Here is a 25241-nt window from a genome sequence, read left to right on the forward strand (position 1 = left end):
AGGGGGGTTGACGGACACCGGGGTTGAAAATATCTTTCAAAGGTGACCAATGACCTGAAGGAAAGTTTCAGCGCCGAATCGCCGCCCGCCCCGGCAGCCCTCGCGGCGAAGGTGCGGACGCTCGCGCCGTCCATGACCCGCTCCATGCAGCGGGTCGCCGAGGCCGTCGCGGGCGACCCGGCCGGCTGCGCCGCCCTGACGGTCACCGGTCTCGCCGAGCTCACCGGGACCAGCGAGGCGACCGTGGTCCGCACCGCTCGCCTCCTCGGCTACCCCGGCTACCGCGACCTGCGCCTCGCGCTGGCCGGTCTCGCCGCCCACCAGGAGTCCGGCCGGGCACCCGCCGTCACCGCGGACATAGCGGTCGACGACCCGATCGCCGACGTGGTCGCGAAGCTCGCCTACGACGAGCAGCAGACACTCGCCGACACCGCCGCCGGGCTCGACACCGTACAGCTCGGTGCCGCCGTGGCCGCGGCCGCCACCGCCCGCCGGATCGACATCTACGGCGTGGGCGCCTCCTCGCTCGTCGGCCAGGACCTGGCGCAGAAGCTGGCCCGTATCGGCCTGATCGCGCACGCCAACATGGACCCGCACCTCGCGGTGACCAACGCCGTGCAGCTGCGCTCCGGCGACGTGGCCATCGCGATCACGCACTCCGGGTCGACGGGCGACGTCATCGAGCCGCTGCGCGTCGCCTTCGACCGCGGCGCCACGACGATCGCGATCACCGGCCGTCCCGACGGCCCGGTCACGCAGTACGCCGACGTCGTGCTGACCACGTCCACGGCCCGCGAGAGCGAGCTGCGCCCGGCCGCCATGTCGAGCCGTACGAGCCAGCTGCTGGTCGTCGACTGCCTGTTCATCGGGGTCGCGCAGCGTACGTACGAGACGGCCGCCCCCGCGCTTGCCGCGTCCTACGAGGCGCTGGCCCACCGCCACACCCCCCGCACCCGCTGACCAGCGGCACCACCCCGCACCCGCACCCGCAGAACCGCACGAGTTCAAGAAAGCAGAGCCGCTCTCCATGACCTCCCTCACCGACGCCGACGCCACCACCCCCGACGGTTACGGCGAACTGCGCGCCCAGCTCGCCACCCTCACCACCGAGGCGTTCCGCCCCGAGCTCGCCGAGATCGACCGGCTGGCCACCTCGGAGATCGCCCGGATCATGAACGACGAGGACCGCACCGTGCCGGCCTCCGTCGCCGAGCTGCTGCCCGAGATCTCCGCGGCGATCGACGCCATCGCGGCGCGCATGGCCCGCGGCGGCCGGCTGATCTACGCGGGCGCCGGCACCGCCGGCCGGCTCGGTGTCCTGGACGCCAGCGAGTGCCCGCCCACCTTCAACACCGACCCGGCCGACGTGATCGGTCTGATCGCGGGCGGCCCGTCCGCGATGGTCACCGCCGTCGAAGGAGCGGAGGACAGCAAGGAGCTGGCCGCCGCCGACCTCGACGCGCTGGGCCTGACCGCCGACGACACGGTGGTCGGCATCTCCGCCTCCGGCCGCACTCCGTACGCGATCGGGGCCGTGGAGCACGCTCGCGCCGAGGGCGCCCTGACCATCGGCCTGTCCTGCAACGCGGACTCCGCGCTGGGCGCCGCCGCCGAGCACCCCCTGGAGGTCGTCGTCGGCCCCGAGCTGCTCACCGGATCCACCCGGCTCAAGGCGGGCACGGCACAGAAGCTCGTCCTCAACATGCTCTCGACGATCACGATGATCCGGCTCGGCAAGACGTACGGAAACCTCATGGTCGACGTGCGCGCCTCCAACGAGAAGCTCCGCGCCCGTTCCCGGCGGATCGTCTCGCTGGCCACCGGCGCGTCGGACGCCGAGATCGAGGCCGCGCTGGCCGCCACCGACGGCGAGGTGAAGAACGCCATCCTGACCATCCTCGGCCAGGTCGACGGTCCCACCGCGGCCACGCTGCTGTCCGCGTCCGACGGCCACCTCCGCGCCGCCCTCGCCGCAGCCCCCCGCACCACCTGACTTCCTGCTCCACCTCCGCTCCCCCGCACAGCAAGGCACCACGCACCATGGCTACAGAAGACAAGAACCGCGCCACTGCCGCCGCGATCCTTCCGCTCGTCGGTGGCGCCGCGAACGTCAGCTCCGTTGTCCACTGCATGACCCGGCTCCGGCTGGGTCTGCACGATCGTTCGCTCGTCCAGGACGAGGCACTGAAGGCCGTGCCCGCCGTCATGGGCGTGGTCGAGGACGACACGTACCAGATCGTTCTCGGTCCCGGTACGGTCGCCCGCGTCACCCCCGAGTTCGAGAAGCTCGTCAAGGAGGGTCAGGAATCGGCCCCGGCCGACGACCCGGCAGCCACCCCGCTCACCGCGGAGGAACTGGCCGCGCAGGGTGCCGAGATGAAGGCGGCCCGGAAGGCGAAGAACGCCACCCCGTTCAAACTGTTCCTGCGCAAGATCGCCAACATCTTCGTCCCGCTGATCCCGGCCCTGATCGGCTGCGGCATCATCGCGGGCCTCAACGGCCTGCTGGTCAACCTGGAGTGGCTGCCCTCGGTCACCCCGGCCCTGGCGGCGATGGCGTCCGGCTTCATGGCCCTGATCGCGGTCTTCGTCGGCTACAACACGGCGAAGGAGTTCGGCGGCACGCCGATCCTCGGCGGTGCGGTCGCGGCCATCATCGTCTTCCCGGGCGTCGCGAACATCGAGGCGTTCGGCCAGAAGCTCTCCCCCGGCCAGGGCGGTGTCCTCGGCGCCCTGGGCGCGGCGGTCCTCGCGGTGTACGTGGAGAAGTGGTGCCGGCGCTGGGTGCCGGAGGCGCTGGACGTCCTGGTCACCCCGACCCTGACGGTCCTGGTCTCCGGGCTGGTGACAATCTTCGGCCTGATGTACGTGGCGGGTGAGGTCTCCACCGCCATCGGCACGTTCGCCGACTGGCTGCTGTCCAACGGCGGTGCGGGAGCGGGTCTCGTCCTCGGCGGCTTCTTCCTGCCGCTGGTCATGCTGGGCCTGCACCAGGCGCTGATCCCGATCCACACCACGCTCATCGAGCAGCAGGGCTACACGGTCCTGCTCCCGATCCTCGCCATGGCCGGTGCCGGCCAGGTCGGTGCGGCCATCGCGGTCTTCTTCCGCCTCCCGCGCAACGAGTCGATCCGCCGGACCATCAAGTCCGCCCTGCCCGCGGGCTTCCTGGGCGTCGGTGAGCCGCTGATCTACGGTGTCTCGCTGCCGCTGGGCCGCCCGTTCATCACGGCGTGCGTGGGCGGTGCGTTCGGCGGCGCGTTCGTCGGCTTCTTCAACCAGCTCGGCGACGCGGTGGGCTCCACCGCGATCGGCCCGTCCGGCTGGGCGCTGTTCCCGCTGCTGGACGGCAACCACGGCCTGGGTGCGACGATCGCGATCTACGCGGGCGGCCTGGTCGTCGGTTACCTGGCGGGCTTCGTCGCCACGTACTTCTTCGGCTTCAGCAAGGACCTGCTGGCGGAGTTCAACGTCTCCCAGGAACCGGCCGCCTCCACGATCGCGGCCACCGGCCCGGCCACGGTCGGCGCCGGCCCGGAGGCTCCCGCGAAGGAACCTGCGGGGGTCTGACGGACCACGGAAACCACGAGAACGGCGGCACCCCGGTGGGGTGCCGCCGTTCCGCTGTCCGCCTCAGACCGGAAAGGCGTCCGTGGCCAGCGTGACGTCGAAGGGCGCCGGCAGCGCGAGCGGCTTACCGAACGGCACGGGGTCGGAGCGCTTGTACGTACCGTCCTCGTTGGGCTCCGTGAACAGCGTCGCCATGGGCCCCCGGGTGTCGAACCGGTCGATCAGCAGGTACATCGGCACACCGACGCGGGCGTAGGCGCGGTACTTCTTGGTGCGGTCGTCGCGGGCGTTGCCCTTCGAGGTGATCTCGACGACGAGAAGCGCCTCCGACGCGTCTATCGGGTCGCTGGTCTCGGGGTCGGCCGCATCGATCAACTCGGCCGGCATGACCACGAGGTCGGGAACGTACAACTTGTCGAGGGGCGCCACGTGAACCCCCAGTGTCTGGTAGATCCCCAGCTCGTCGGGCAAGTGCGTGTAGAGCCGGCGCTGCACCTTGTCGGCGATGCCGTTGTGATGCGCGTGTGGCGGCGGTACCAAGACGATCTGCCCTTCGTCGATCTCGGCGCGCCACCCCTCGGGCACGTCCAGTTCCTGCCAGGTGCGCAGCAGGTAGTCCCACGGGCGGCCTTCAGAGTCCTGCTGGTGCTCGACCATCGCGGCGGTCATCGCGGGTCCCTTCTCCTGAAGCCTGTCCGGGGAGCGTAGATCGACGATTCAGCGGCGCCGGGCCGCTTTTCTCAGCGTCCCACGATCGTGTGACCGGCGCACCGAACACCCCGCACTCCAGGACGGGCCATTCGGCAGCGCGTTGATTTCACTTTCCGTAATTGTTTCGCTACCTTCCGTGACGAGCGACCATGATCATCATGGCCGCCCCGCACCCCTGGAGATCGTCATGCGACACCTCTTCACCAAGACCGCGAGCCTCGCCGCCGTGGCCGTGCTCGCCTTCACCGCGGCCCAGCCCGCCCAGGCCACCCAGAGCCGGGAGGGGGCGCGTGACGCGGCGGTCGCGCCCGCGTACTTCGAGATGACCGACATCACGCGGAGCACGTTCATCGTGAAGCTGGTCGAGGAGCGCGAGATCAACCACGCCAGGGACCTGGTCAACGGTGAGACCACGGAGCGGCCGCACGTCGTCGGCCGCATCGTGAAGCGCCCGGCCGGCTACAACCCGCAGTGGAGCTTCCACTACGACCCGCAGACCGTGAGCTTCTTCGACTACGCCATCGAGATCTGCGACGCGACGGTGCCGTACGTCGAGGACCACCTCGACGAGGCGGGCGGCCCCTTCCTGCCCGGTAACGTCTTCTGCCCCTGGACCTCGACGCTCGTCCGGGAAGTCCCGGCCCCGTAGCACCGGCTTCACGGGAGGGCGGCACCCCGACAGGGGCGCCGCCCTCCCTGCGCTCACCGGCCGGAGGGGGCCGGCTCGACGGACCGGCTCCCCGTCCCGACGGTGACGAGCGCGATACCGGCGCAGCACACCGTCAGCAGCAGCAGTTCGGCGGGCGACGGGGCGGGTGCCGTGCCCAGGGCCCAGTCACCGAGGCGGACGGTGAAGGGGACGGCCAGTTGCACGGCGGCCGTGAAGACCGGGCCGCGGAGCAGGATGAGCCGGTGCTGCACGAGGTAGGCGGGCGCGTAGACCGCGGCGCCCAGCAGCACGATGCCGCCGGTCGCCGCAGGGGTGGGCGGGTGCGCGATCAGCGCGGGCAGGGACATCGGGAGCAGCAGACAGGTGGCGGCGGCGAGCAGCACCGGCAGCACGGCGAGCGGCGGCAGCCCGGACAGCCGGTCCCGGTACAGGAATCCGTACACCGCGAAGGCGACGGTCGCGGCCGCCACGAGCAGCAGCCCCACCGCGTCGAGGTCCCCGGCATCCGCCCCCAGCGCCGCGTATCCGGCGGCTGCTACGCAGGCCAGGGCCGCGCCCGCCGCCTTGCGGAGCCCCGACCGCTCACCGAAGAACAGCGCGCCGACCGCCACCGAGGCGCACGGCATCAGCGCGACGACGAGGTTGGTGAGCGAGGTGCCGATGCGCGGGATGGCGAGGAGCGTGCCGGCCGCGTACCCGGCGAAGCCGAGCAGACCGAGCAGCCACACGGTCCCCGGCCGCGCGGCGGCCCGCCGCAGATCGGCCCGGCCGCTCGCGGACGACGCGGCGACGGCGGTCAGGACCAGACAGCACACGGCGGTACGGCCCACCGCCACGGTCAGCGGTTCCGTGCCGGTGACCAGGGCGCCGGAGAGCAGCCAGGTCCCGGCGAGCAGCAGCACGAGAACGACCGGCATCGCGGGCCGCCTTTCCGGAAGGGGGGGACGAACGGGTCAGCGTCCGGCCGGAGCCTGCGCCTTCACCATCTCCAGCAGCGCCTGGTGCGTCTCGGGGTCGGCCCCCGCGATCAGTCCGTTCGCGCCGGTGTTCACCGGCCGGCCGTGGAGGTCCGTCACCACACAGCCGGCGGCCTCGCAGAGCGCGATCCCGGCGGCGAAGTGCACGCTGTCGCGCAGGTCGCCGTCGGTGACGTACGCGGCCCTGCGACCGGCGGCGACCCAGGCCACGGCCAGCGTGGTGGAGACGACACGCGGCCGGAACCGCTCGGCGAACTCCGGGGCGGCGAGCAGGTGTACGGCCTGGAAGTCCGGTGCGCTCGGGAAGGGGGCGTCCAGATTGACGTCGACCAGCCGGGAGCCGGACGAGGGCGACAACGCCTCGTCCGTACCGTCCCTCCGGACACGGGCGTGTGTGCCGTCGGTCCAGAACACCTCGCCACTGAAGGGGTCGGCCGACGCGGCCGCGGTGACGGTGGACCCGACCCGCAGCGCGACGTTCACCGCGACCAGCATGTTCCGCACGGCGTAGTTCAGCGTGCCGCACAGCGGATCGACCAGCCACCTTCGCTCCGCACCGGCCGCACCGGTGTCCCCGCTCTCCTCGCCCGTCACGGCGTCCTCGGGCCGGGCCGTCCGCAGCGCGTCGAGGATGGCCTGCTCGGCCGCGAGATCGGCGGCCGTCGCGAAGTCACCGCCGGACTTCTCCGTGCGCGACAGCACCGTCCCGTACATGCCACGAACCACCACCGCTCCCGCCTGCGCTGCTTCGACGGCCAGTTGCGCATCGCTTGCCGTGCCCATGCTCACCATGCCCGCAGGCTATCGGCGGCTCCTGCCCCCACGACCCCGGGCTCCGCCGCCGGCTATCGGCGGCCCGCAGACACCCCGGCGCACCTCCGGACCGCCCCGCCTCCTCATCTCGGCAGCTGCCCCTCGCGGTTGATCTCGGTGACCCGCGCGCGCAGCGCGAGCCCCGGCGGGGCCGGACGGACGGAGTCGGGCGGGCAGTCCCACTCCGCGCCGCCTCCGGGCGGGCGCAGTTGCACATAGGGCCCGACCCACCCCATCACCCGGCCCACCCGGCCGTCCCGCTCGTCGACGGCGAACGCCCCCCGCTCCGGCACGGAGACATCCGGGCTCCTGCCACCGTCACCCGCCATGACCGGCCGCCTTCCCGCACAGCGGCCAGTGCCGCTCCTTCATCTCCATGATCCATTCATTCCACGCTGAGTAACCGAAATGCATACTCAGCGTGCCTATTCTTCCGCGAACCCGAAATCGACACAGGTCAGGCACTCCGCATACCGAACCGGAGCTCGCCGCACCGGACCGGCCCGCCCGGACGCTCCGGGCGCACCGGCGCCGCATGTCGGCCCGCATCTCCCACCCGTATCAACAAGCGAGACGAAACGTCCCACCCCTCAAGACGATTGATACGTTCGGGCTCCGCCTGCCCAGCCAGGTACCCGAGCGGAAGGTTGCGACAGATGCCGAAGACGGTCATTCACGTGTTCCACGACGACGACGCCTCGATCACGACGGGGACCCGCGTCGCTCAGCGGATCCAGGAGGTCGCGGCCGAGAACGACACCACCGTCGAGGTGCTGTGCTTCGGGCCGGCCCAGCGCCTCCTCGGCGACCCCGAGCCCTCCGGGGCGAGCGCGGTCTTCAACCGCCAGGTCGACGAACTGATAGCCGAGGGCGTGACCGTGGGCGCCTGCGTCAACGCGGCGCGGGCCGACGGGACCGAGGCGGGACTCGCCGCGCGGGGGCTGCACCTGCGGGTGGCCCGGGACGAGTTCCTGCGCTTCACCCTGGAAGGCGCCACGGTCATCACCTTCTGACGCACACACGAACCCGGGCAACGCCCGCCCCCGCACAGACCACGGGCGGAGCACCGGGCGTCGACCCACCACGCCCGTGCCCCGCCCGCATCCGTATCCGTATCCGTATCCGCGTCCGCGTCCGCGTCCGCCCCCGGAAGCGGACGGCCGCTGCCTAGCCGACCCGGGTGAACGTCCACTCGGGCGCGCCGTTGCCGCCGAGCGTCGCCCGGTCGCCGTCACGCGGGGTGAGCGTGCCCGCGCGCGGGATCTCGGTGAGCCGGACGGCGACCGGCGCTCCGTCCTCGTCCGGGCCCGCGATCGTCCACTGGTCCGGCGAGGAACCGCACGGGCTCAGGAACACCGGCGGCGGGAGGAGCTTCACCGGCGACAGCCCCAGACAGCGCGACTCCTCCCGGCCACTGGCCAGCTGCACCGAACCGTTCGGCAGGTTGCGGACCTGCCAGACCGCGTCGTTGCCGCAGGCTCCGAGCTGACCGCCCACCAAGCCCTCGTTGGTCAGCAGGCACGCACCGGTGCGGGCGTCCTGGATGAAGTACGAACCGTTGTCGGCGGCCTGGGACGGGGTGGCGAGGGCCATGACCGCCGCGGCGGACGCGGCGAGGGAAAGGGTCGAACGGATACGCACGGGACTCCTCGTACAGGTGTGAGGGAAGGGAAGGAAAGAGGTTCGGGCCGGACGCGCGGCCCGCCCTGCCCAAGATCACAAACAATCGGTTCCCCACCCCGCCACCACCACACCATCGGCCGGGGCGCACTCGCAGCAGAGCGGCGCACACCGGCCGGCCCGTACGCCCCCGTGCCGAACGGGCGAAGGGGCCAAGGGCTTGAGCCCCGTGCCGAAACGGGTGGAGGGGCCCGGGGCTTGAGCCCCGGGCCCCTCCAGTCGCCACTGCGGCGCGGCGTCAGCCGCCCACGTACGCCGCCAGGTGCTCACCCGTGAGGGTGGAGCGGGCGGCGACGAGGTCCGCGGGCGTGCCCTCGAAGACGACCTTGCCGCCGTCGTGACCGGCCCCGGGGCCGAGGTCGATGATCCAGTCGGCGTGCGCCATCACGGCCTGGTGGTGCTCGACGACGATGACGGACTTGCCGGAGTCGACGAGCCGGTCCAGCAGACCGAGCAGCTGCTCGACGTCGGCGAGATGGAGTCCGGTGGTCGGCTCGTCGAGGACGTAGACCCCGCCCTTGTCGCCCATGTGGGTCGCCAGCTTGAGGCGTTGGCGCTCGCCCCCGGACAGCGTGGTGAGCGGCTGGCCGAGGCTGAGGTAGCCGAGGCCGACGTCGGCGAGCCGGTCGAGGATGCGGTGTGCGGCCGGCAGGTGCGCCTCGCCCGCGCCGAAGAACTCCTCGGCCTCGGCCACCGACATCGCGAGGACCTCGCTGATGTCACGGCCGCCGAGCTTGTACTCCAGGACCGCCGCCTGGAACCGCTTGCCCTCGCAGTCCTCGCACGGCGTGGCGACCCCGGCCATCATCGCCAGGTCCATGTAGATGACGCCGGCACCGTTGCAGGTGGGGCAGGCACCCTCGGAGTTGGCACTGAACAGCGCCGGCTTCACGCCGTTCTCCTTGGCGAACGCCTTGCGGATCGGGTCGAGCAGTCCGGTGTACGTCGCCGGGTTGCTGCGCCGCGAACCACGGATCGGGCTCTGGTCGATCGAGACGGCACCCTCACCCGCCGGAATCGAGCCGTGCACGAGCGAGCTCTTGCCGGAACCGGCCACACCGGTGACGACGACCAGCACCCCGAGCGGGATGTCGACGTCGACCTTGCGCAGGTTGTTCGCCGTCGCCCCGCGGATCTCCATCGCACCGGTGGCCTCGCGCACCGTCTCCTTGACGGCGGCCCGGTCGTCGAAGTGCCGGCCGGTGATCGTGTCGCTGGCCCGCAGCCCCTCGACCGTGCCCTCGAAGCAGATGGTGCCGCCGCCCGAACCGGCGCCCGGGCCGAGGTCGACGACGTGGTCGGCGATCACGATCGTCTCCGGCTTGTGCTCGACGACGAGCACCGTGTTGCCCTTGTCGCGCAGCCGCAGCAGCAGGTTGTTCATCCGCTCGATGTCGTGCGGGTGCAGACCGATCGTGGGCTCGTCGAAGACGTAGGTGACATCGGTGAGCGACGATCCGAGATGGCGGATCATCTTGACGCGCTGCGCCTCGCCGCCCGACAGCGTGCCCGCGGGACGGTCGAGCGAGAGGTAGCCGAGGCCGATCTCCACGAACGAGTCGAGCGTCTGCTGCAGCGCGTCGAGCAGCGGCGCCACCGACGCGTCGTTGACGCCGCGCACCCATTCGGCGAGGTCCCTGATCTCCATCGCGCACGCGTCGGCGATGCTGATCCGCTTGATCTTCGAGGAACGGGCGCCCTCGCTCAGCCGCGTACCGTCGCACTCCGGACAGGTGGTGAAGGTGACCGCGCGCTCCACGAAGGCGCGGATGTGCGGCTGCATCGCCTCCTTGTCCTTGGACAGGAACGACTTCTGGATCTTGGGGATCAGCCCCTCGTACGTGAGGTTGACGCCGTTGACCTTGACCTTGACCGCTTCCCCGTAAAGGAAGTCCCGCAGCTCCTTCTTGGTGTACTTGGCGATCGGCTTGTCCGGGTCGACGAAGCCGGACTGGGCGTAGACCTGCACGGTCCACTGGCTGTCCGACTTCCAGCCGGGAATGGTGAACGCGCCCTCGGCGAGCGACTTGCTGTCGTCGTAGAGCTGGGTGAGGTCGATGTCGGAGACCGAGCCCCGGCCCTCGCAGCGCACACACATCCCGCCGGTGCGCTGGAAGGTCGCCTTCTCCGCCTTGGTCCTGTTGCCGCGCTCGACGGTGATCGCGCCGGTCGCCCGGACCGACGCGGTGTTGAAGGAGTACGCGCTCGGCGGCCCGATGTGCGGCTTGCCGAGCCGGCTGAACAGGATGCGGAGCATCGCGTTGGCGTCGGTGGCGGTGCCGACCGTGGAGCGGGGGTCGGAGCCCATCCGCTGCTGGTCGACGCTGATCGCGGTGGTCAGCCCTTCGAGTACGTCGACCTCGGGCCGCGCCAGCGTGGGCATGAAGCCCTGCACGAAGGCGCTGTACGTCTCGTTGATGAGCCGCTGCGACTCGGCGGCGATGGTCCCGAACACCAGGGAGCTCTTGCCGGAGCCGGAGACCCCGGTGAACACCGTCAGCCGGCGCTTCGGGAGCTCGACGCTGACGTCCTTGAGGTTGTTCACGCGCGCGCCGTGCACACGGATCAGATCGTGGCTGTCGCCCACGTGCGGCACGGCCGACGCCGTGTCCGCCCTCTTGGCCCTGGTCATCGTGTCTCCATCCGTTGGCGGGACCGCCCGCGCGGTCCCGTCGGCTTGCTTCGTACGGCTTACGGCTGTGGTCGTTGCCTGGACGGATCAGCGCCGTTCCTGGACGCGGATCAGGTTGCCCGCGGGATCCCGGACGGCGAAGTCGCGGACGCCGTAGGGCTGCTCGGTCGGCTCCTGGACGATCTCGGAGGTACCGGCCTGCACCTTCTCGAACGTGCCGTCGAGGTCGGGCGTGGCCAGCAGGACACGGGCGAACGTGCCCTTGGCCATCATCCCGACGACGGTGGCGCGCTCCTCGTCGGTGACGGAGGGGTCCGCGTACGGCGGCTCCAGAACGATCGACGTGCCGGGCTGCCCGACGGGTCCGACCGTGATCCAGCGCATCGCGCCCTGGCCGACGTCGCCCCGTACCTCGAAGCCGAGGACGTCACGGTAGAAGGCCACCGAGGCGTCCGGGTCGTCGTGCGGAAGGAAGGTGGAGTGAATGTTGATGTCCATGTCCGTCACGCTAATCCGGCTTACGGGCGGGCGCTTCTCGATTCCTGACCGGTCGCGTCACCTGCTTCTCCAGACACGACGGCACTCCCGAACCGGCCTGCTCGGCCCGCTCCGCCTCCTGCGCCTGACGCCGGTAGACGCTGGGCGGAACCCCGACCAGTTCGGTGAAGCGGGTGCTGAACGTACCCAGGGACGAGCAGCCGACCTCGAAGCAGATCTCGGTGACGCTGAGGTCACCGCGGCGCAGCAGGGCCATCGCCCGTTCGATGCGCCGGGTCATGAGGTAGCCGTACGGAGGCTCGCCGTAGGCCCGCCGGAACTCCCGGCTGAGATGCCCGGCCGACATGTGCACGCCACGGGCGAGCGCCTCGACGTCCAGCGGCTGCGCGTACTCCCTGTCGATACGGTCCCGGACGCGGCGGAGCCGTGCGAGGTCGCTCAGGTGCTGTGCGGGATCGGTTCTGCTGGTCACCCTGGAATCGTGGCACGCAGGGCGGCCGAATGTCCGGCGTACGCGTCACGCCGTCCGGCGTCGCCCCACCTGTCGGCTGCCGGGCAGGTAAGCGACCAGAAGCACCGAAACGATATCGCCCATCCCGAACACGCGATATCGTTTGGGGAGACGCGGACAACCCGGGAGGTGGCCGACATGGCCAGGACGGTCATCGATCTCGACGAGGCCATGGTGACCGAGGCCATGCGCATATTCGGCACCAAGACCAAGGCCCAGGCCGTGCGCCTCGCCATGGAGGACGCGGTCAAGCGCCATCTGCGGCAGGAGGGCTTCGACGCCATGGACGCCGGCGAGCTCGACTTCAGCGAGATCGTCGAGAACACCGGACCCCGCCACGCCGACGGAAGCCTCAAGCGTGGCGGGGGCCGGGCTGCCTGATGCAGGACCGCTTCCTGATCGACAAGTCCGCGCTCGCGCGCTGGACGAAGCCCGCCGTCAAGCAGGTGCTCAAGCCGCTGCACGAGCGCTATCTGCTTGCCGTCTGCCCGCCGACCGAGTACGAGATGATCCACTCCGCCCGGGTCACCGCCGAAGCGACCCGGATCAGCACCTGGCTCCATGCCTTCGACTATCTGCACCTGACTGACGACATCGTCAGCCGTGCGCTGGAGGTCCAGCGCCACGCGCTCAACGCGGGCTTCCACCGCGCGCTGTCGCTCCCGGACCTGCTGATCGCCGCGACGGCGGAACTGAACCGGCTGACGGTCCTTCACTACGACGGCGACTTCGACATGATCTCCTCCGTCACCGGCCAGCCTGCCGAGTGGGTCGTCCCTCCGGGCAGCGCCGACCGGTGACGTCGCCCCCCCACTCCCGGCCGCGGCCTTCCGCGACCGGGAGTGGGGGGCGGCAAACCGTCAGGCCGTCGTCACCACGCCCCCGGCGCCGGCGGCGGGACGACCGCCGGCCGGTCGTCGCAGGTGATCGTGTTGGGCAGCAGCCAGGGAGCGAGCCAGCCGCCGTCGTTGCCTCCCACGTCCCTGAGGGAGAACTCCGAACCGGTCGCGGGGAAGTTGAACGAGCCGCAGTTGTTGACGCCGACCGCTCCCACGTTGCGCGCGTCCACGTTCTCGAAACTCGCGCCACCCGCCGCGCGGGCGCTCAGCACCGAGGTGCCCGTGCCGTCGACCCGGATGTCCTTGAAATGGACGCCCTCGATGTCGTACTGGTCCTTCACGGCCCAGTCGGAGACGAGCATGATCGCGTTGTAGGTGCTGTCGAGGTAGTGGTCACCGGTGACCCGGATGTCGGCGTCGATGCTCTTGTCCAGGGCGAAGATCCAGAGCGCGCCGAGCCCGATGTTCCAGTTCAGCTCGTACGTGCCGGCCCGGACCGTCGTGTTGTCCGTGAGGTTCAGCTTCCCGGCGAACGGTTCGGCGCCGAAGCGGGAGCCGATGTGGAGGGCGCTGCCCTCGCGGACCGGGTCGGCGACCAGGTTGTCCGAGACGGTGGTGTCGGTGCCGCCGTAGATCGCGATGCCGTTGGCCAGGACCGGGCTCTGGACGGTGTTGTGGTCGAAGGTGTTACGGGCGTTGGCGGTCTTCTCGCTCCACATCGCCAGGCCGTCGTCGCCGGAGTTGCGTACGAAGGTCTGTGTCACCCGTGAATCGGTCACGCCGGTGTGGAAGTTGATGGCGTCGGCGATCTGGTCGACGATGATGTTGCCGCTGATCCGCAGGTTCTTCATCGGCCCGTCGAACCACATGCCGACCTTGGTGTGGCTGATGTGCAGGCCCTCGACGGTCGAGTCGCTCATCGCGCCGCCGATGCCGTTGACCTGGTCGGTGTCGATGCGGCTGCGTACGTCGCCCTCGATGGCGAAGCCGGACAGGTGGACGTTGCGGCTGCCGCCGTCGGCCGCGTCCTTGCCGTAGAACCCGACGCCGGTGTGGGTCGAGCCGTCGGCGGCGGGCTCGTCGAGTGCGACCTCGCGCCCCTTGATCTTCGTGTACCAGTTGCCGGCGCCGGTGATCGTGACGTCGTCGACGACGACGTGCCGGTCGACGCGGTACGTGCCCGGCGGGATGTACACCTTGAGGTGGGTGCGCCGGGCGAAGGCGATGGCCTTCTCGATGGCGCCCGCCGCGTCGCGCCGGCCGGTCGGATCGGCCCCGAAGGCAAGGACGTTGGCGGCGAGGAGTTCGATGTGCGGCCGGCCGACGAGCTCCGAGTCCAGCAGGTCGACGACCGTCCACGCGGCCCGGCTCCCGGCCGGCACGGTGAGCCGCACGGTGTCGCCCGCGCGGTACGTACGGCCGAGCAGGAGGCGCTGCTCGTCGTAGAAGTGACTGGGCCGGAACGGCTTCTCGATGACCGGGGCCGGGGTCGTGGCAGCGGGCACGCAGGAGCACTCGGTGATCCACCAGTCGGGGTGGAGCAGCCCGGCGCCGGGATCGTTGGAGAACGGGTACTGGTTGTACAGCCAGGAGTACTGCGAGGTCAGCGTCATGCCGGCGCGCTTCTTGCCGTTCACCGCGACGTCCAGCGGCGCCGTGATCCCGCCGCCGCCCGGCGCGTCCGGGATGCTGTAGCGCACGGTGATCGCATTGGCCGCGGCCGGGAGCGTGAACTCGACGTGCTCGCCCGGGGTCAGCCTGACCGCCTTACGGCCGGACGCCTCGGCCGGGAGCGTGTACGCGGTGCGGTCGGGCCCGATGACGGTGCCGGTGGTGGAGGCGTTCTCCGCCTCCTGCTCGGCGAACGCCACCTTCGCGCCCCGCCCCGCGACGAGCGCGGGGTCGAGGGCGGCCCGGGTGACGACGGGGGCCGGGTCGGCGGCGGGGTTCGCGCCCGCGGGCGTACCGGCCAGCACGCCCAGGCCGAGCGCGACTGCGGTCAACGAGGCAACGGTGGCCGCGTACAGGCCTGTTGGGCGTTGCGGTCTTCGCGCCCGCGTTCCGAAACCGGTGAACTTCCGTGACATCGCAGGCCCGTTTCTCTTGGGAGGGGTGCGTCCGGGGGGTGGGGCGACAGTAGGACCCGCACACCCCGCCCCACAAGACTCCTGCGAGGAGATTTCTCTACCCTGACGTTCAGCTGCGCCGCACAGTCGTCTTTTTGCGTGGCCGAGCCGCAACGTTGCGGGCACCCCAAGCCCCCTCCCTCACCGAGGCAACTGCCCCTCCCGGTTGACCTCCGCCACCCGCGCCCGCAGTACGAGCCCCGGCGGCGCCGACCGGACACAGCCGGGCGGGCAGTCCCACTCCGCCCCGCCGCCGGGAGGACGCAGCTGCACATACGGGCCGACCCGCCCCATCACCCGGCCGACCCGCCCGTCCCGCGCATCGACCGCGAACGCCCCGGGCTCCGGCGTACACGCCTCCAGGTCGCCGGCCTCAGCCGCCATGACCTGCCCCCTGCCCCTCCAGCACCCGCGACAGCCGCAACGCCGTGTCGAGGTTGCAGCGCCCCAGGTCGACGAGCGCGACGGGCCCGTCACCCGCGTAGGAGAGCGGGTCGATCCGCAGTGACGGCAGCACGATCCCGACCCCCGCGAACCCCCCACGCAACCGCGCCACCACTTCCTCGGCCTCCCGCACCCTGCCCACTGCCGCTTCGCGCCGTTCCGTAGTCGTCATGATCCATTCCTTCCACTCTGAGTAGTTCTGATGCATACCCAGCGTGTCCAATCACTCGTTAGCCTGGAAGAGGTGCGGTTCCAACAACCACACGTGTGCCACAGGGAGTTGTCATGCCAGGTCCCAGAAAGCTCGACCCCTCCTCCTCGCCACGCGCCCTTCTCGGCGCAGAACTCCGCCACCGAAGAGAGGACGCGGGCCTCTCCCAGACCGACCTCGGCGCCCCGCTCTTCGTCAGCGGCTCCTTCATCGGGCAGCTGGAGTCCGGGGTGCGGCGAATGCAGATGGATCAGGCGGAGAAGTTCGACGAGGTACTGGGCGCGGCCGGGTTCTTCGTACGGAACTGCGCGGCGCTGAAGAGGTCGAAGTACCCGGAACACTTCGCGGAGGCCGCGGAGGCGGAGGCCCGCGCGGAGGCGATCCGGGAGTACGCGCCTCAGCTCGTGCCCGGGCTGTTGCAGACGGAGGCGTATGCGCGGGCGGTGTTCCGGGCGTACCGGCCGACGGCGGTGGAGAGCGTCATCGACGAGCTGGTGACGACTCGGCTGGAGCGCGCCGAGATCCTCGCCGATCCAACATCCCCGCTGTTGTGGGTGGTGCTGGACGAGGCGGTGTTACGCCGGGTGGTGGGCGATCCCGCGGTCATGGCGGACGCTCTTCGGCATATCGCCGGGCTGATCCGGCACCATCGGATCATCGCGCAAGTGCTGCCCTACTCGGCCGGCGCTCATAGGGCACTCGAAGGCTCGCTCAAGCTGATGACCTTCTCCGATGCACCGCCGCTTGCCTATCTACAGGGCCTGGGAACTGGGCAGTTGCAGGACGATCCAGCTTCGGTCCACCAGTACGAACTGACCTACGATCTGGTGGTGGCCAGCGCGATCTCACCGGCAGCGTCCCTGGCCTTGATCGAGTCGGTGGCGGAGGATTACGAGCATGAAGCTCAGCGGTTCTGACTACGACCTGTCCACGGCGACCTGGCACAAGTCCTCGTACAGCGGCGGAAGTGGCGGGGACTGCCTGGAGGTAGCCACCTGGCGCAAGTCCACGTACAGCGGTGGCGACGGCGGCGACTGCCTCGAAGTCCTCGACGGTGTCCCCGAGATCGTCCCCGTCCGCGACTCCAAGGTGACCGACGGCCCCGCGCTGATGTTCCGACCGGCGGCCTGGGCGGCCTTCGTGGCGAGCCTCTGACCTGCGTGAAGTAACGCTTCGCGGCCTGCGTGCCAATGGATGGGTGACAGACTGCCGATCCTCACTGGAGGTCCCGCGTGCAGATACCCACGCACGAGCCCGGACGGAGCCGGACACCGTTCGGCGAGGTCTATGAGGCTCATTTCGATGCCATTCTCGGCTTCATCACCCGCAGAACCGCCGACCGGCACCTGGCTGCCGACCTCACCGCCGACGTCTTCGTCACCGCGCTGGAGGCCTTCGAGGGCTACGACTCCAGGCGCGGTACGCATCTGGTGTGGCTCTACGGCATCGCTCGCAACACGGTGGCGTCGTATGCCCGCAACGCGGCCCGCGAGCGGAAGGCGGTGGCCGCGTTGCAGGGGCACCGGCTGCTGGACGAGCAGGACGTACAGCGCTTCGAGGAGCGCATCGACGCCGAGCGGGAGGCCCGGGACCTGCTGGCCCAGCACGCCGTGCTGTCCGAGCCGCTGCGCGCGGTGATCGACCTGGTCGCGGTCGACGGCCTGACCACCAAGGAGGCCGCGAAGGCACTCCGGATCTCCCAGGCGACCGCCCGTGTCCGCCTGCACCGTGCCCGGGCCGCGCTGCGTGCCGGGCGCACCACCCCTTCCGACGCTTTCAGCGCCCCACTTGCGGAGGTCACCCGATGAACACCCCGGTCGGATTCAAGCAGCGACTCGGTACGGAACTGGCCCTCCTGGAAAAGGCGCGGGCCGAGCAGGCCGCAGCGGAGGCGTCCGGGAATGACACGCCGGTGGCCGCCCCACGGCTCCTCGCGCGTCCGGGCGTACGACGGACCGCGTGGGTGAGCCTGGCCGCGGGCGCGGCGGCCGCCGCCATCGTTGCCACCTCAGCCGGACAGGGCGCGCCGACGGAGCCGGTGCGCGCCATGACGGTGGCCCAGGTGCTGAACGCGGCTGCGGTCAACGCCGCGAAGGGCTCGGACAAGGAACCCAGGCCCGACCAGTGGGTATACACCGACAATGTGGTCTGCGGAAAGCCCTGCCTGCACTCCCCTTCCTGGGTGCGGTACGACGGGGGCAGGAGAGCGATGACAACCCCCAAGGGCGACCGCGATGTCGTCTGGGTGACCACTCAGGTTCCGAAGCCGGGGAAGGTCGGGAGCAGCCCACGGGAGACCCGCGAGGTCCTGTCCCGGATGCCCACCGACCCACGCAAGCTCCTTGAGCGGGTGAGTGCCGACGCTTTCTTCGCCGACGGGCCGGAACCCCTCTTCGTCTCCGGCGGCAACGTGGCAACCGTCCATGGCTTCCAGGCCGAGACGCTGGCCGTCACCCCGGCAGCGCGGTTCGACAGGATCGTCAACATTCTGGAGAAGGCATCGAACATCCCTCCCCGGGTCAACGCCGCGCTTTACCGCGCACTGGCGCTGATCCCCGGAACCAAGCTGGTCAGCCCACCGATGCGAGACGCCGCCGGCCGGTCAGGGGTCACTCTCACGCTTGAGTCCCCGGACGGCTCGCGCACCGGGCGCTACCTCTTCCTGGCCCCCCGCACCTACGCGTACCACGGCTCCAGCTATCCAGGACCGAATGGCCGCCGCATGTTCACCTCCTACGCCCGTGTGGCGACCGGCATCGTCGACCGTCCCGGCCAGGTGCCCGGTGGCTCCGCCCCGGACTCCTCGGGCATCGTGCAGGAGCAGCCGCCGGTGGTGACTCCTTCTCCGAAGACACGCTGAATCCCCGGCCGTGCCGTCCTCACCAGCGGTCGATCACGTGCACGCTCGGGGAGATCAGGGCGCGCGGTTCGGTGGGGAGAGTGCTGCGGGCACGGCTCCGGATGGCGATCAGCCGGCCTGTCGGTCACGCCGGTCGAACTGGTCCGTGCCACCGACGAGGGCCAGGGCGGTCAGCGCGTGACGCCTCAGGTGGACGGGCCCGTCACGGCGGGTGCCCCGCAGGGCTGGTCCGGCGTTCGCGCCGATGGCTCTGACGGCGATATCCGGGCCACTGACAACGCCCCGGGCTTCCCGCACCCATGCGGCGAGTACGTCCCGGAGTGAAGATCCGGTGCAGGACGAGTGCTCGGGGACCTCCACCCCGAGCACCTCCACATACCCTCAACCCTCGCATTCGCGCGCCTACTTCGGACCTGGGCGCTCATACTCCCTGGAGGACCAGGATGGCTTCCGCGCTCCCGACGATCATCGTCGTGTTCTTCCTCGTCATGCTGGTGATCTGGATCATCTCCGCGTTCACCGGAGGCCGTGGGGGTGGCGGCGGCAACGACCGCCGTTGAGAGCAGCATCCACCAGGGGCCGAGGGAGTGGTGGCGACTGCCGTCGAGTTGCCGAGATCGACTGATGATGAGCGATCATTTCAGAATGACGTTCGGAGTCACCTCAAGCAGACCCAGCTGACGGCGAGTTGGAGCGGCCCGAAGTGGATGTCCGTGCGTACGGACGCCCCTCCCGCGCACCGTGCCCGCGCAGACCGACCGCGACGACTCGGTATCGGGCATCCAGCCGCGGGGCCACCACCTCCCACTCACCCACATGACGGGCCAAGCCGTGCAGCAGCACGACCGGCTCCCCCGGGGCCCGCTCCGGTCCCGGCAGACAAGCCGAACCCCGTCGTGCACCGCCACATGCTCGGACCACGCCACACCCGCCCTCAGGAATCGTCTCGCCCCGATCCCGCCCCCGGTTACGCTCCCGACAGCCACGAGCCGCGCTCAGGGGCCCTGCGCCGCTTCCCGGCTCGGGGCTCAAGCCCCGAGATCCGAGCGCTCTTTCAGCGGAATGGGTGGCGGGATTGATTCCCACCCACCCTCCCTGCCTGGCGGGTTGACTTTCCGCGATCGACTCGCGACGGAGGGTAGCGACGCTCTAGCGTCAGCCGGGACACGACGGCCCCCGCCGGTGCGCAAACACCGAGCAGGGGCCTGACCAGGACGATCGAAAGAGCGATCTCATGGCTGCCAGCCAGCTTAGTGCTGCCCCTTTTCCCGCGCCCGGCCCCGCGCCCACGCTCGGCCATCCGATGGCGAACCCCGGATACGGCAAGCGTTCGGCCCCGGATCAACGCCCGCGCACCGGCCACGACTTCTCACACCTCCTCCCCCGTGACGCCGCCATCGCCGCGTACATCGACGGGCTGTGCGACGGCGCCGACATCTCCGTGAAGATGCTCGCCAAGGTGCTGCCGTACGGGCAGTGCGCGCTGCGGACCACGCTGAACCGGCTCCAGGAGGCGGGTCACCTGCGCCGTGGCAGTGAGTGCGTCGCGACCGAGGAGGCGCTGATCTGGGTGACGCGTACGTTCTTCTCCCGTACCTCCCGCGGCGACGAGTGGTGGGCGGCGTACACCCGGGGCGACGTACCGCAGGAGCAGCAACGGCCCACCCGCTCCCGGGCGTTCATCCTGCTGGCCGCGCTCGGAAAGGCCGCGCCTTCGCTGTCGCTGTCCGAAGCGCACTGCGTGCGGCTGGAACCGCAGGTCAGCGAGTGGTTCGAGCGGGGCGCCACCGAGGCGGAGATCATGTGCGCCCTGACCCAGGGGCTGCCCGTGGAGATCTACAGTCCGGTCGCGTTCGTCGACCGGAGGCTGCTCGAAAAGCTGCCGCCCGCACGCATCGCCCCCGCACGCCAGGTCGTCCTGCGGACCCTGGAGTGCCGCGAGTGCCGGGCCCCCGGAAGTCCCGAGGCTCTGCGCGGCGGCATCTGCGGCGCGTGCCGGGGCAAGCCCGCCGAAGTAACCGGCGGTCCGGCGGGGGCCGTTCCCGTACAGGGCGTGCGGGCCAGGATGAGCGCGGTGCGGGCGGGGCTGGTCCCGCGAGCGGACCGCACCCGCAGGTGACACCCGGGCGGAACCGCCCTCACCGGTAGCGCCCTGCCCCGTTCCATGGCGGCTCTACGACATGTCGAATTGTCGCCACCTCCATCTGGTGCGCCGCGCCCGTCCGACTCTGTAGACCCGGGGAGCACACACACCCCGGAAGGAGCAGGACAACCATGTCCCGCAAAACAACCCCTGCCAGACGACGGCTCACCGCCGCCGTCCTCGCAGCCGGGCTGACCGGTCCCCTGTTGGGCCTGTCCGCTCTTCCCGCCCAAGCGGCTCCTGTGCCGCGCCCACTGGGCGCCGCCGTACCCGATGTGCCGAAGCAGGCCCTCAAGTCCGAGCGGGACAAGCTCGGTTCGCACGACCGCACCCTGCTCCAGAAGGCCGAGAGCAAGAAGGCCGCCACGGTCACCCTGCTGCTGGCCACCGATCGCGGTGACACGGCCGACGTGCGCCGCCGCATCACCCAGCTCGGCGGCACCGTCGGCGAGGTCACCGACAAGCTCGGGTACGTGCGCGCCACCGTGCCCACCGGCAAGGTCTCCGAGCTGGCCGCACTGTCCTCGGTCCGCGCCGTCGACCTGAACGAGACGTTCAAGATCCCCGACCCGTCACCGGTCACCGGTGAGGACCGGAAGCAGGACCACTCGTCCGGCACGGAGAGCGGCAGCACTCCCGCCGCGCCCGGCAAGGGGACCCCAGCCGACAACCCGTATCTGCCCACCGGCGAGACGGGCGCCACCGACTTCACGTCCGCCCACCGCGACTGGGACGGGCGCGGCGTGACCATCGGCATCCTGGACACCGGCGTGGACGCCGCGCATCCGGCGCTGCAGAAGACCACGACCGGCGAGCCGAAGATCAAGAACTGGCTCACGGCGACCGACCCGCTCACCGACGGCGACCCGACGTGGCTCCAGATGAGCCGCAACGTCACCGCCACCGGCGGCGCGTTCCGCGTCGGCAGCGTGGACTACAAGGCGCCGGACGGTGCGTACGAGTTCCAGACCTTCGCCGAGAGCACGACGTACGGCGGCGAGCTGGGCGGCGACGTGAACCGCGACGGCGACTACAAGGACACCTTCGCCGTCCTCTACCGGCCCGCCGACCACCGCGTGTGGGTCGACGCCGACCTGGACCACACCTTCGGCGACGGCGACGTCGTCGAACCGTACGCGCAGAGCGGGAAGTTCGCCTCGTTCGGCACGGACGACCCGAGCACCCCCGTCGCCGAGTCGATGCCGTTCACCGTCGAGTACCGCGACGACGTGGACCTGTCGCCGCTGGGCGGCACCAACGCCGGCAAGAGTGCCGACTACGTGAACATCGGCATCGTCTCGGGCGCGCACGCCACGCACGTCGCCGGGATCAGCGCGGGCAACAGCCTGTTCGGCGGGAAGATGAACGGCGCCGCGCCCGGCGCGAAGATCGTCTCCGAGCGCGTGTGCCTGTTCGCGTCCGGCTGCACGGCGTACGCACTCGCCGAGGGCATGATCGACGTGGTCGTGAACCAGCACGTCGACGTCGTCAACCTGTCGATCGGCGGACTGCCCGCCCTCAACGACGGCAACAACGTACGGTCCGTGCTCTACAACCGGCTCATCGACGACTACGGCGTCCAGATCGTGTCGTCGGCCGGCAACGACGGGCCCGGCATGAACACCGTCTCCGACCCCGCCGTCTCCGACAAGGTGCTCGCGGTCGGCGCGTCCGTCAGCAAGGACACCTGGTGGGCCGATTACGGCTCCCGGGTGCGCGCCTCCCAGTCCCTGTTCCCGTTCTCCGCGCGCGGACCGCGCGAGGACGGCGGCATGAAGCCGGAGGTCGTCGCCCCGGGCGCCGCCGTGTCGTCCATACCCACCTGGATGCCCGGCGAGAGCGTGCCCGACGCCGGCTATGAACTGCCCGCCGGATACGGCATGTTCAACGGTACGTCGATGGCGTCCCCGCAGGCCGCGGGCGATGTCGCGCTGCTCCTGTCGGCCGCTCGGCGCTCCGGTACGAAGGTGACGCCGGCCGCGCTGCGCTCCGCGCTGACGAGCTCGGCGACGTTCCTCGCCGACCAGCCCGCGTATGCGCAGGGCGCGGGACTCATCAACGTTCCGAAGGCGTGGAAGCTGCTCGCCAAGGGCGCCGAGCCGACGTCGTACACCGTCGACGCCCCCGTGTGCGGGGCGCTCGCCGGAATGCTCGCCACCCCGAAGTCCGGCACCGGCGTGTACAACCGGTGCTCCCCCGGCGACGGCGGCCAGACCACCGGCAGCACCAAGGCGTACGACGTCCGGCTGACCCGTACCGGCTCCGGCAGCGGTGTCGCACTGCTGTCGTGGCTGGGCAATGACGGGACGTTCAGCGCCCCGCCCGTCGTGCTGCTCGGCAAGGGCAGGGCGACCACCGTCACCGTCCGCGCGCGTACCGGCTCCACCGGTGCGCACTCGGCGCTGCTGCGCGTCGACGACCCGACGACCCCCGGTGTCGACAAGCTCGTCCCGGTCACCGTCGTGGCCGCCGCCGACCCGGCGAAGTCCTCGTACACGATCAGCGCCAAGGGTTCGGTGGACCGCAACCAGACGCGTTCCGTGTTCGTGTCCGTGGCCGAGGGCGCCTCGGCGCTGAAGGTGGACCTGAGCGGGATCGCGGGCGACAGCCAGACCCGGTTCCTCGCCATCGACCCGCAGGGCATGCCCGTGGACGAGACCGCCGTCAGCCTCTGCTACACGAACTTCTCGGACGCCGGGACCTGCGACCCTGCCTCGCGCACCTACGAGCAGCCGATGCCCGGCATCTGGGAGTTCGAGGTGGAGGCGCGGCGCACGTCGCCCGTCATGGAGAACCCGTACCGGCTGAGCGCGTCCGTTCAGGGTGCCGCGTTCGACCCGGCGTCGTCCGTGGTCGCCGAGGCCGCCCTGCACGCGCCCACCGAGCAGGCCTTCACCGCCGTCAACCGGTTCGCGCCGGTGACCGCGCACGCGACCGGCGGCTCGCTCGGCGCCCTGGCCCAGGCCCGGCCCACCGTCGCCTCCCAGGCGACGACCGGCAAGCAGATCACGGTGCCGCGCGACGCGACCCGCCTGGAGGTCGTGCTGGGCAACGCCTCCGACAAGGACGCCGACCTCGACCTGTACCTGGTCGCCCAGTCCGGTGCCCTGGTCGCCTCGTCCACCCACGGCGGCTCGCGTGAGTCGCTGACCATCAACAACCCGAAGCCCGGCTACTACTACCTGTACATCGCGGGCACCGACGTGCCCTCCGGCTCCACCGAGTTCGACATCCAGGACACGATGTTCTCGAAGTCGCTGGGTGCGGTGACGGTGGACGACGAGAAGCCGGTGAAGCTGGCCACGGGACAGTCCATGAAGATCGCCGGGCGCCTCGTCGCGGAGACCGTGCCCCCGGCCGGCCGCCGTCTGGTCGGCCGGTTCTCGATGGCGAACGACGCGGGTACGCCCCTGGGCAGCGCGGACGTGCTGCTCGGCAACGTCACCGTGCCGTCCCTCGACGTCACCGGGTCCTTCGGCCCGGCCAGCGGCTTCGGCTTCAACGACCAGGGGCAGGTGGCCGGTTCGGCGCAGGTCTCCGCGGTCACCCGGCCGGTCCGCTGGGACGCCGAGCACGGCGTCACGCTGCTCGACAACACCGGGGTGCGCAACGGCAGCGCCCTGGGCCTGAGCAGGTCCGGCGCGTACACCACGGGTCAGGTGACGCTGACGGCCGGCGGCACCCGCGGCGCCGTGTGGGACGCGGACGGCAAGCTCACCACGCTGCCGCTGCCGGACTGGGAGGCGTACAGCTTCGACCGCGGCTTCGCGGTCGACAACGCCGGTAACGTCGTCGGCAACGCCACGGGGTACATCAAGAACCCGGCGACCGGCGGCAGCCTCCAGGTCAACGACCCGTTCATCTGGTCCGCGAAGGACGGGTTCCGCAGGCTGCAGCACCTGACCGACCAGCGCACCCTGACCGAGCCGCTCGCGATCAACGAGTCGGGCGTCATCGTCGGCCACTCGTACAAGGCGGGCGTCCGCCACGCGGTGAAGTGGAGCATGGACGGTTCGGTCACCGACCTGGGCACGCTGCCCGGCATGACCGACAGCACCGCCGAGGGCGTCAACGCGTCCGGTGTGATCGTCGGCAAGAGCGGCGACGACGCGTTCGTCCTGAAGCCGGGCGGCACCATGACCCGGCTGCCCGACATGGGCTTCGACGCCCAGGCGCTGGCGGTGAACGAAGCCGGCTGGATCGCCGGCACCGCCGAGTTCGAGCCCGATGTCGAGACGGCGGTGCTGTGGGACCCGCAGGGCCGGATGTACGACATCGGCTCCATGGTGGACCGCAAGCACTGGGTGGCCCTGGAGGGCCTCGGCATCAACAACCGGGGTGAGGTGGCGTTCTACGCCACCGACGTGACGGCCCAGGGATCGACGAAGATCGTCATCGCCAAGCTGCCGTCCTGACCGTGTCCCTCCCGGCTGCCCGCTCGCGGACAGCCGGGAAGGCACCTGCGCCTCACCCGGCCGGCGGCTGACGGGTTCCGTCGGACGCCGGCCGGCGTCCGTCAGCCGGGGGACCTCGGTGTCTGGTCTTCGCCATGGCGG

24 protein-coding genes are annotated in these 25241 nt (G+C 70.7%); 13 read left to right on the forward strand and 11 right to left on the reverse strand.

The features are described from left to right. Positions 1-42: 42 nt before the first annotated feature. The 3 genes from OG959_RS16420 to OG959_RS16430 all read left to right on the forward strand — a co-directional run bounded on the left by OG959_RS16420 (position 43) and on the right by OG959_RS16430 (position 3570). Positions 43-960, forward strand: a complete 918-nt coding sequence (locus OG959_RS16420; RefSeq protein ID WP_148016620.1) for a MurR/RpiR family transcriptional regulator — start codon at positions 43-45, stop codon at positions 958-960. A 67-nt stretch (positions 961-1027) separates the two neighbouring features. After that, positions 1028-1993 carry an N-acetylmuramic acid 6-phosphate etherase gene (gene murQ, locus OG959_RS16425; protein ID WP_326659149.1) on the forward strand — a complete coding sequence of 322 codons (966 nt, stop codon included), beginning with the start codon at positions 1028-1030 and terminating at the stop codon, positions 1991-1993. A 47-nt stretch (positions 1994-2040) separates the two neighbouring features. Then, positions 2041-3570 carry a PTS transporter subunit EIIC gene (locus OG959_RS16430; protein WP_326659151.1) on the forward strand — a complete coding sequence of 510 codons (1530 nt, stop codon included), beginning with the start codon at positions 2041-2043 and terminating at the stop codon, positions 3568-3570. A 63-nt stretch (positions 3571-3633) separates the two neighbouring features. Here the strand turns inward: OG959_RS16430 and OG959_RS16435 are convergent, their stop codons facing one another. Then, the gene (locus OG959_RS16435) at positions 3634-4239 is read right to left on the reverse strand and encodes a Uma2 family endonuclease (protein ID WP_326659153.1); all 606 of its coding nucleotides are present in this window, start codon (positions 4237-4239) and stop codon (positions 3634-3636) included. Between the two features lie 178 nt (positions 4240-4417). On the opposite strand from OG959_RS16435, the gene OG959_RS16440 reads away from it, so the two are divergent. After that, positions 4418-4930, forward strand: coding sequence for a BP74-related protein (locus tag OG959_RS16440; RefSeq protein WP_326659155.1), 513 nt, complete (start codon positions 4418-4420; stop codon positions 4928-4930). 53 nt (positions 4931-4983) lie between these two features. Here the strand turns inward: OG959_RS16440 and OG959_RS16445 are convergent, their stop codons facing one another. The 3 genes from OG959_RS16445 to OG959_RS16455 all read right to left on the reverse strand — a co-directional run bounded on the left by OG959_RS16445 (position 4984) and on the right by OG959_RS16455 (position 7070). Further along, complete coding sequence (locus OG959_RS16445) at positions 4984-5868, reverse strand: EamA family transporter (RefSeq protein WP_326659157.1); 885 nt, start codon at positions 5866-5868, stop codon at positions 4984-4986. A 36-nt stretch (positions 5869-5904) separates the two neighbouring features. After that, complete coding sequence (locus tag OG959_RS16450; protein ID WP_326659159.1) at positions 5905-6720, reverse strand: inositol monophosphatase family protein; 816 nt, start codon at positions 6718-6720, stop codon at positions 5905-5907. Positions 6721-6824: 104 nt separating this feature from the next. Next, on the reverse strand, positions 6825-7070 hold the full coding sequence (locus OG959_RS16455; protein WP_326659161.1) for a hypothetical protein: 246 nt from the start codon (positions 7068-7070) through the stop codon (positions 6825-6827). Positions 7071-7397: 327 nt separating this feature from the next. Between OG959_RS16455 and OG959_RS16460 the strand changes: the two genes are divergently transcribed. Beyond that, positions 7398-7754 (forward strand): hypothetical protein, encoded by a 357-nt coding sequence (locus OG959_RS16460; protein ID WP_326659163.1) that lies wholly within the window; start codon positions 7398-7400, stop codon positions 7752-7754. Positions 7755-7908: 154 nt separating this feature from the next. Here the strand turns inward: OG959_RS16460 and OG959_RS16465 are convergent, their stop codons facing one another. From OG959_RS16465 to OG959_RS16480, 4 genes are all read right to left on the reverse strand, one after another. Continuing rightward, a complete protein-coding gene (locus OG959_RS16465) occupies positions 7909-8382 on the reverse strand; it encodes a hypothetical protein (protein WP_326659165.1) in 474 nt (157 codons plus the stop codon). 277 nt (positions 8383-8659) lie between these two features. After that, positions 8660-11053: an excinuclease ABC subunit UvrA gene (locus tag OG959_RS16470; RefSeq protein WP_326659167.1), complete on the reverse strand. Its 2394-nt coding sequence runs from the start codon at positions 11051-11053 to the stop codon at positions 8660-8662. Positions 11054-11140: 87 nt separating this feature from the next. After that, positions 11141-11551 (reverse strand): VOC family protein, encoded by a 411-nt coding sequence (locus OG959_RS16475; protein WP_326659169.1) that lies wholly within the window; start codon positions 11549-11551, stop codon positions 11141-11143. 10 nt (positions 11552-11561) lie between these two features. Then, positions 11562-12023: a helix-turn-helix transcriptional regulator gene (locus tag OG959_RS16480; RefSeq protein ID WP_326659171.1), complete on the reverse strand. Its 462-nt coding sequence runs from the start codon at positions 12021-12023 to the stop codon at positions 11562-11564. Positions 12024-12200: 177 nt separating this feature from the next. Between OG959_RS16480 and OG959_RS16485 the strand changes: the two genes are divergently transcribed. Both OG959_RS16485 and OG959_RS16490 read left to right on the forward strand, forming a co-directional pair. Beyond that, entirely contained in the window at positions 12201-12443 is a 243-nt protein-coding gene (locus OG959_RS16485; RefSeq protein ID WP_326659173.1) for a type II toxin-antitoxin system VapB family antitoxin, read from the forward strand. Continuing rightward, the gene (locus tag OG959_RS16490; RefSeq protein WP_326659175.1) at positions 12443-12862 is read left to right on the forward strand and encodes a PIN domain nuclease; all 420 of its coding nucleotides are present in this window, start codon (positions 12443-12445) and stop codon (positions 12860-12862) included. Before OG959_RS16485 ends, OG959_RS16490 begins: the two co-directional genes overlap by 1 nt. 71 nt (positions 12863-12933) lie before the next feature. On the opposite strand, the gene OG959_RS16495 is transcribed toward OG959_RS16490, so the two are convergent. The 3 genes from OG959_RS16495 to OG959_RS16505 form a co-directional block, all read right to left on the reverse strand. Continuing rightward, entirely contained in the window at positions 12934-14988 is a 2055-nt protein-coding gene (locus tag OG959_RS16495; protein WP_326659177.1) for a glycosyl hydrolase family 28-related protein, read from the reverse strand. Positions 14989-15168: 180 nt separating this feature from the next. Next, positions 15169-15411 (reverse strand): hypothetical protein, encoded by a 243-nt coding sequence (locus OG959_RS16500; protein ID WP_326659179.1) that lies wholly within the window; start codon positions 15409-15411, stop codon positions 15169-15171. Next, a complete protein-coding gene (locus OG959_RS16505) occupies positions 15401-15643 on the reverse strand; it encodes a hypothetical protein (protein ID WP_326659181.1) in 243 nt (80 codons plus the stop codon). The genes OG959_RS16500 and OG959_RS16505 overlap by 11 nt, the downstream gene beginning before the upstream one ends. A gap of 113 nt (positions 15644-15756) precedes the next feature. Here OG959_RS16505 and OG959_RS16510 point away from each other — a divergent pair, with 113 nt between their 5' ends. From OG959_RS16510 to OG959_RS16535, 6 genes are all read left to right on the forward strand, one after another. Next, the gene (locus OG959_RS16510; RefSeq protein WP_326659183.1) at positions 15757-16599 is read left to right on the forward strand and encodes a helix-turn-helix domain-containing protein; all 843 of its coding nucleotides are present in this window, start codon (positions 15757-15759) and stop codon (positions 16597-16599) included. Further along, positions 16580-16837: a DUF397 domain-containing protein gene (locus tag OG959_RS16515; RefSeq protein ID WP_326659186.1), complete on the forward strand. Its 258-nt coding sequence runs from the start codon at positions 16580-16582 to the stop codon at positions 16835-16837. Before OG959_RS16510 ends, OG959_RS16515 begins: the two co-directional genes overlap by 20 nt. Before the next feature lie 77 nt (positions 16838-16914). Further along, positions 16915-17490: an RNA polymerase sigma factor gene (locus tag OG959_RS16520; protein ID WP_326659188.1), complete on the forward strand. Its 576-nt coding sequence runs from the start codon at positions 16915-16917 to the stop codon at positions 17488-17490. Next, positions 17487-18542 carry a CU044_5270 family protein gene (locus tag OG959_RS16525; protein WP_326659190.1) on the forward strand — a complete coding sequence of 352 codons (1056 nt, stop codon included), beginning with the start codon at positions 17487-17489 and terminating at the stop codon, positions 18540-18542. The genes OG959_RS16520 and OG959_RS16525 overlap by 4 nt, the downstream gene beginning before the upstream one ends. Before the next feature lie 1303 nt (positions 18543-19845). After that, positions 19846-20661, forward strand: a complete 816-nt coding sequence (locus OG959_RS16530) for a hypothetical protein (RefSeq protein ID WP_326659192.1) — start codon at positions 19846-19848, stop codon at positions 20659-20661. Positions 20662-20816: 155 nt separating this feature from the next. Continuing rightward, positions 20817-25100, forward strand: coding sequence for a S8 family serine peptidase (locus OG959_RS16535; protein ID WP_326659194.1), 4284 nt, complete (start codon positions 20817-20819; stop codon positions 25098-25100). Positions 25101-25241: the final 141 nt, after the last annotated feature.

The sequence above is a fragment of the Streptomyces sp. NBC_00385 genome (genome assembly GCF_035917155.1).
Taxonomy (GTDB): Bacteria; Actinomycetota; Actinomycetes; order Streptomycetales; family Streptomycetaceae; genus Streptomyces; species Streptomyces poriferorum.

Coding starts and splice junctions, on each gene's coding strand:
- murQ (WP_326659149.1), top strand. CDS start 1,028: ATGACCTCCCTCACCGACGCCGACGCCACCACCCCCGACGGTTACGGC.
- OG959_RS16430 (WP_326659151.1), top strand. CDS start 2,041: ATGGCTACAGAAGACAAGAACCGCGCCACTGCCGCCGCGATCCTTCCG.
- OG959_RS16435 (WP_326659153.1), bottom strand. CDS start 4,239: ATGACCGCCGCGATGGTCGAGCACCAGCAGGACTCTGAAGGCCGCCCG.
- OG959_RS16445 (WP_326659157.1), bottom strand. CDS start 5,868: ATGCCGGTCGTTCTCGTGCTGCTGCTCGCCGGGACCTGGCTGCTCTCC.
- OG959_RS16450 (WP_326659159.1), bottom strand. CDS start 6,720: ATGGTGAGCATGGGCACGGCAAGCGATGCGCAACTGGCCGTCGAAGCA.
- OG959_RS16455 (WP_326659161.1), bottom strand. CDS start 7,070: ATGGCGGGTGACGGTGGCAGGAGCCCGGATGTCTCCGTGCCGGAGCGG.
- OG959_RS16460 (WP_326659163.1), top strand. CDS start 7,398: ATGCCGAAGACGGTCATTCACGTGTTCCACGACGACGACGCCTCGATC.
- OG959_RS16470 (WP_326659167.1), bottom strand. CDS start 11,053: ATGACCAGGGCCAAGAGGGCGGACACGGCGTCGGCCGTGCCGCACGTG.
- OG959_RS16475 (WP_326659169.1), bottom strand. CDS start 11,551: ATGGACATCAACATTCACTCCACCTTCCTTCCGCACGACGACCCGGAC.
- OG959_RS16485 (WP_326659173.1), top strand. CDS start 12,201: ATGGCCAGGACGGTCATCGATCTCGACGAGGCCATGGTGACCGAGGCC.
- OG959_RS16490 (WP_326659175.1), top strand. CDS start 12,443: ATGCAGGACCGCTTCCTGATCGACAAGTCCGCGCTCGCGCGCTGGACG.
- OG959_RS16495 (WP_326659177.1), bottom strand. CDS start 14,988: ATGTCACGGAAGTTCACCGGTTTCGGAACGCGGGCGCGAAGACCGCAA.
- OG959_RS16500 (WP_326659179.1), bottom strand. CDS start 15,411: ATGGCGGCTGAGGCCGGCGACCTGGAGGCGTGTACGCCGGAGCCCGGG.
- OG959_RS16505 (WP_326659181.1), bottom strand. CDS start 15,643: ATGACGACTACGGAACGGCGCGAAGCGGCAGTGGGCAGGGTGCGGGAG.
- OG959_RS16510 (WP_326659183.1), top strand. CDS start 15,757: ATGCCAGGTCCCAGAAAGCTCGACCCCTCCTCCTCGCCACGCGCCCTT.
- OG959_RS16515 (WP_326659186.1), top strand. CDS start 16,580: ATGAAGCTCAGCGGTTCTGACTACGACCTGTCCACGGCGACCTGGCAC.
- OG959_RS16525 (WP_326659190.1), top strand. CDS start 17,487: ATGAACACCCCGGTCGGATTCAAGCAGCGACTCGGTACGGAACTGGCC.
- OG959_RS16530 (WP_326659192.1), top strand. CDS start 19,846: ATGGCGAACCCCGGATACGGCAAGCGTTCGGCCCCGGATCAACGCCCG.
- OG959_RS16535 (WP_326659194.1), top strand. CDS start 20,817: ATGTCCCGCAAAACAACCCCTGCCAGACGACGGCTCACCGCCGCCGTC.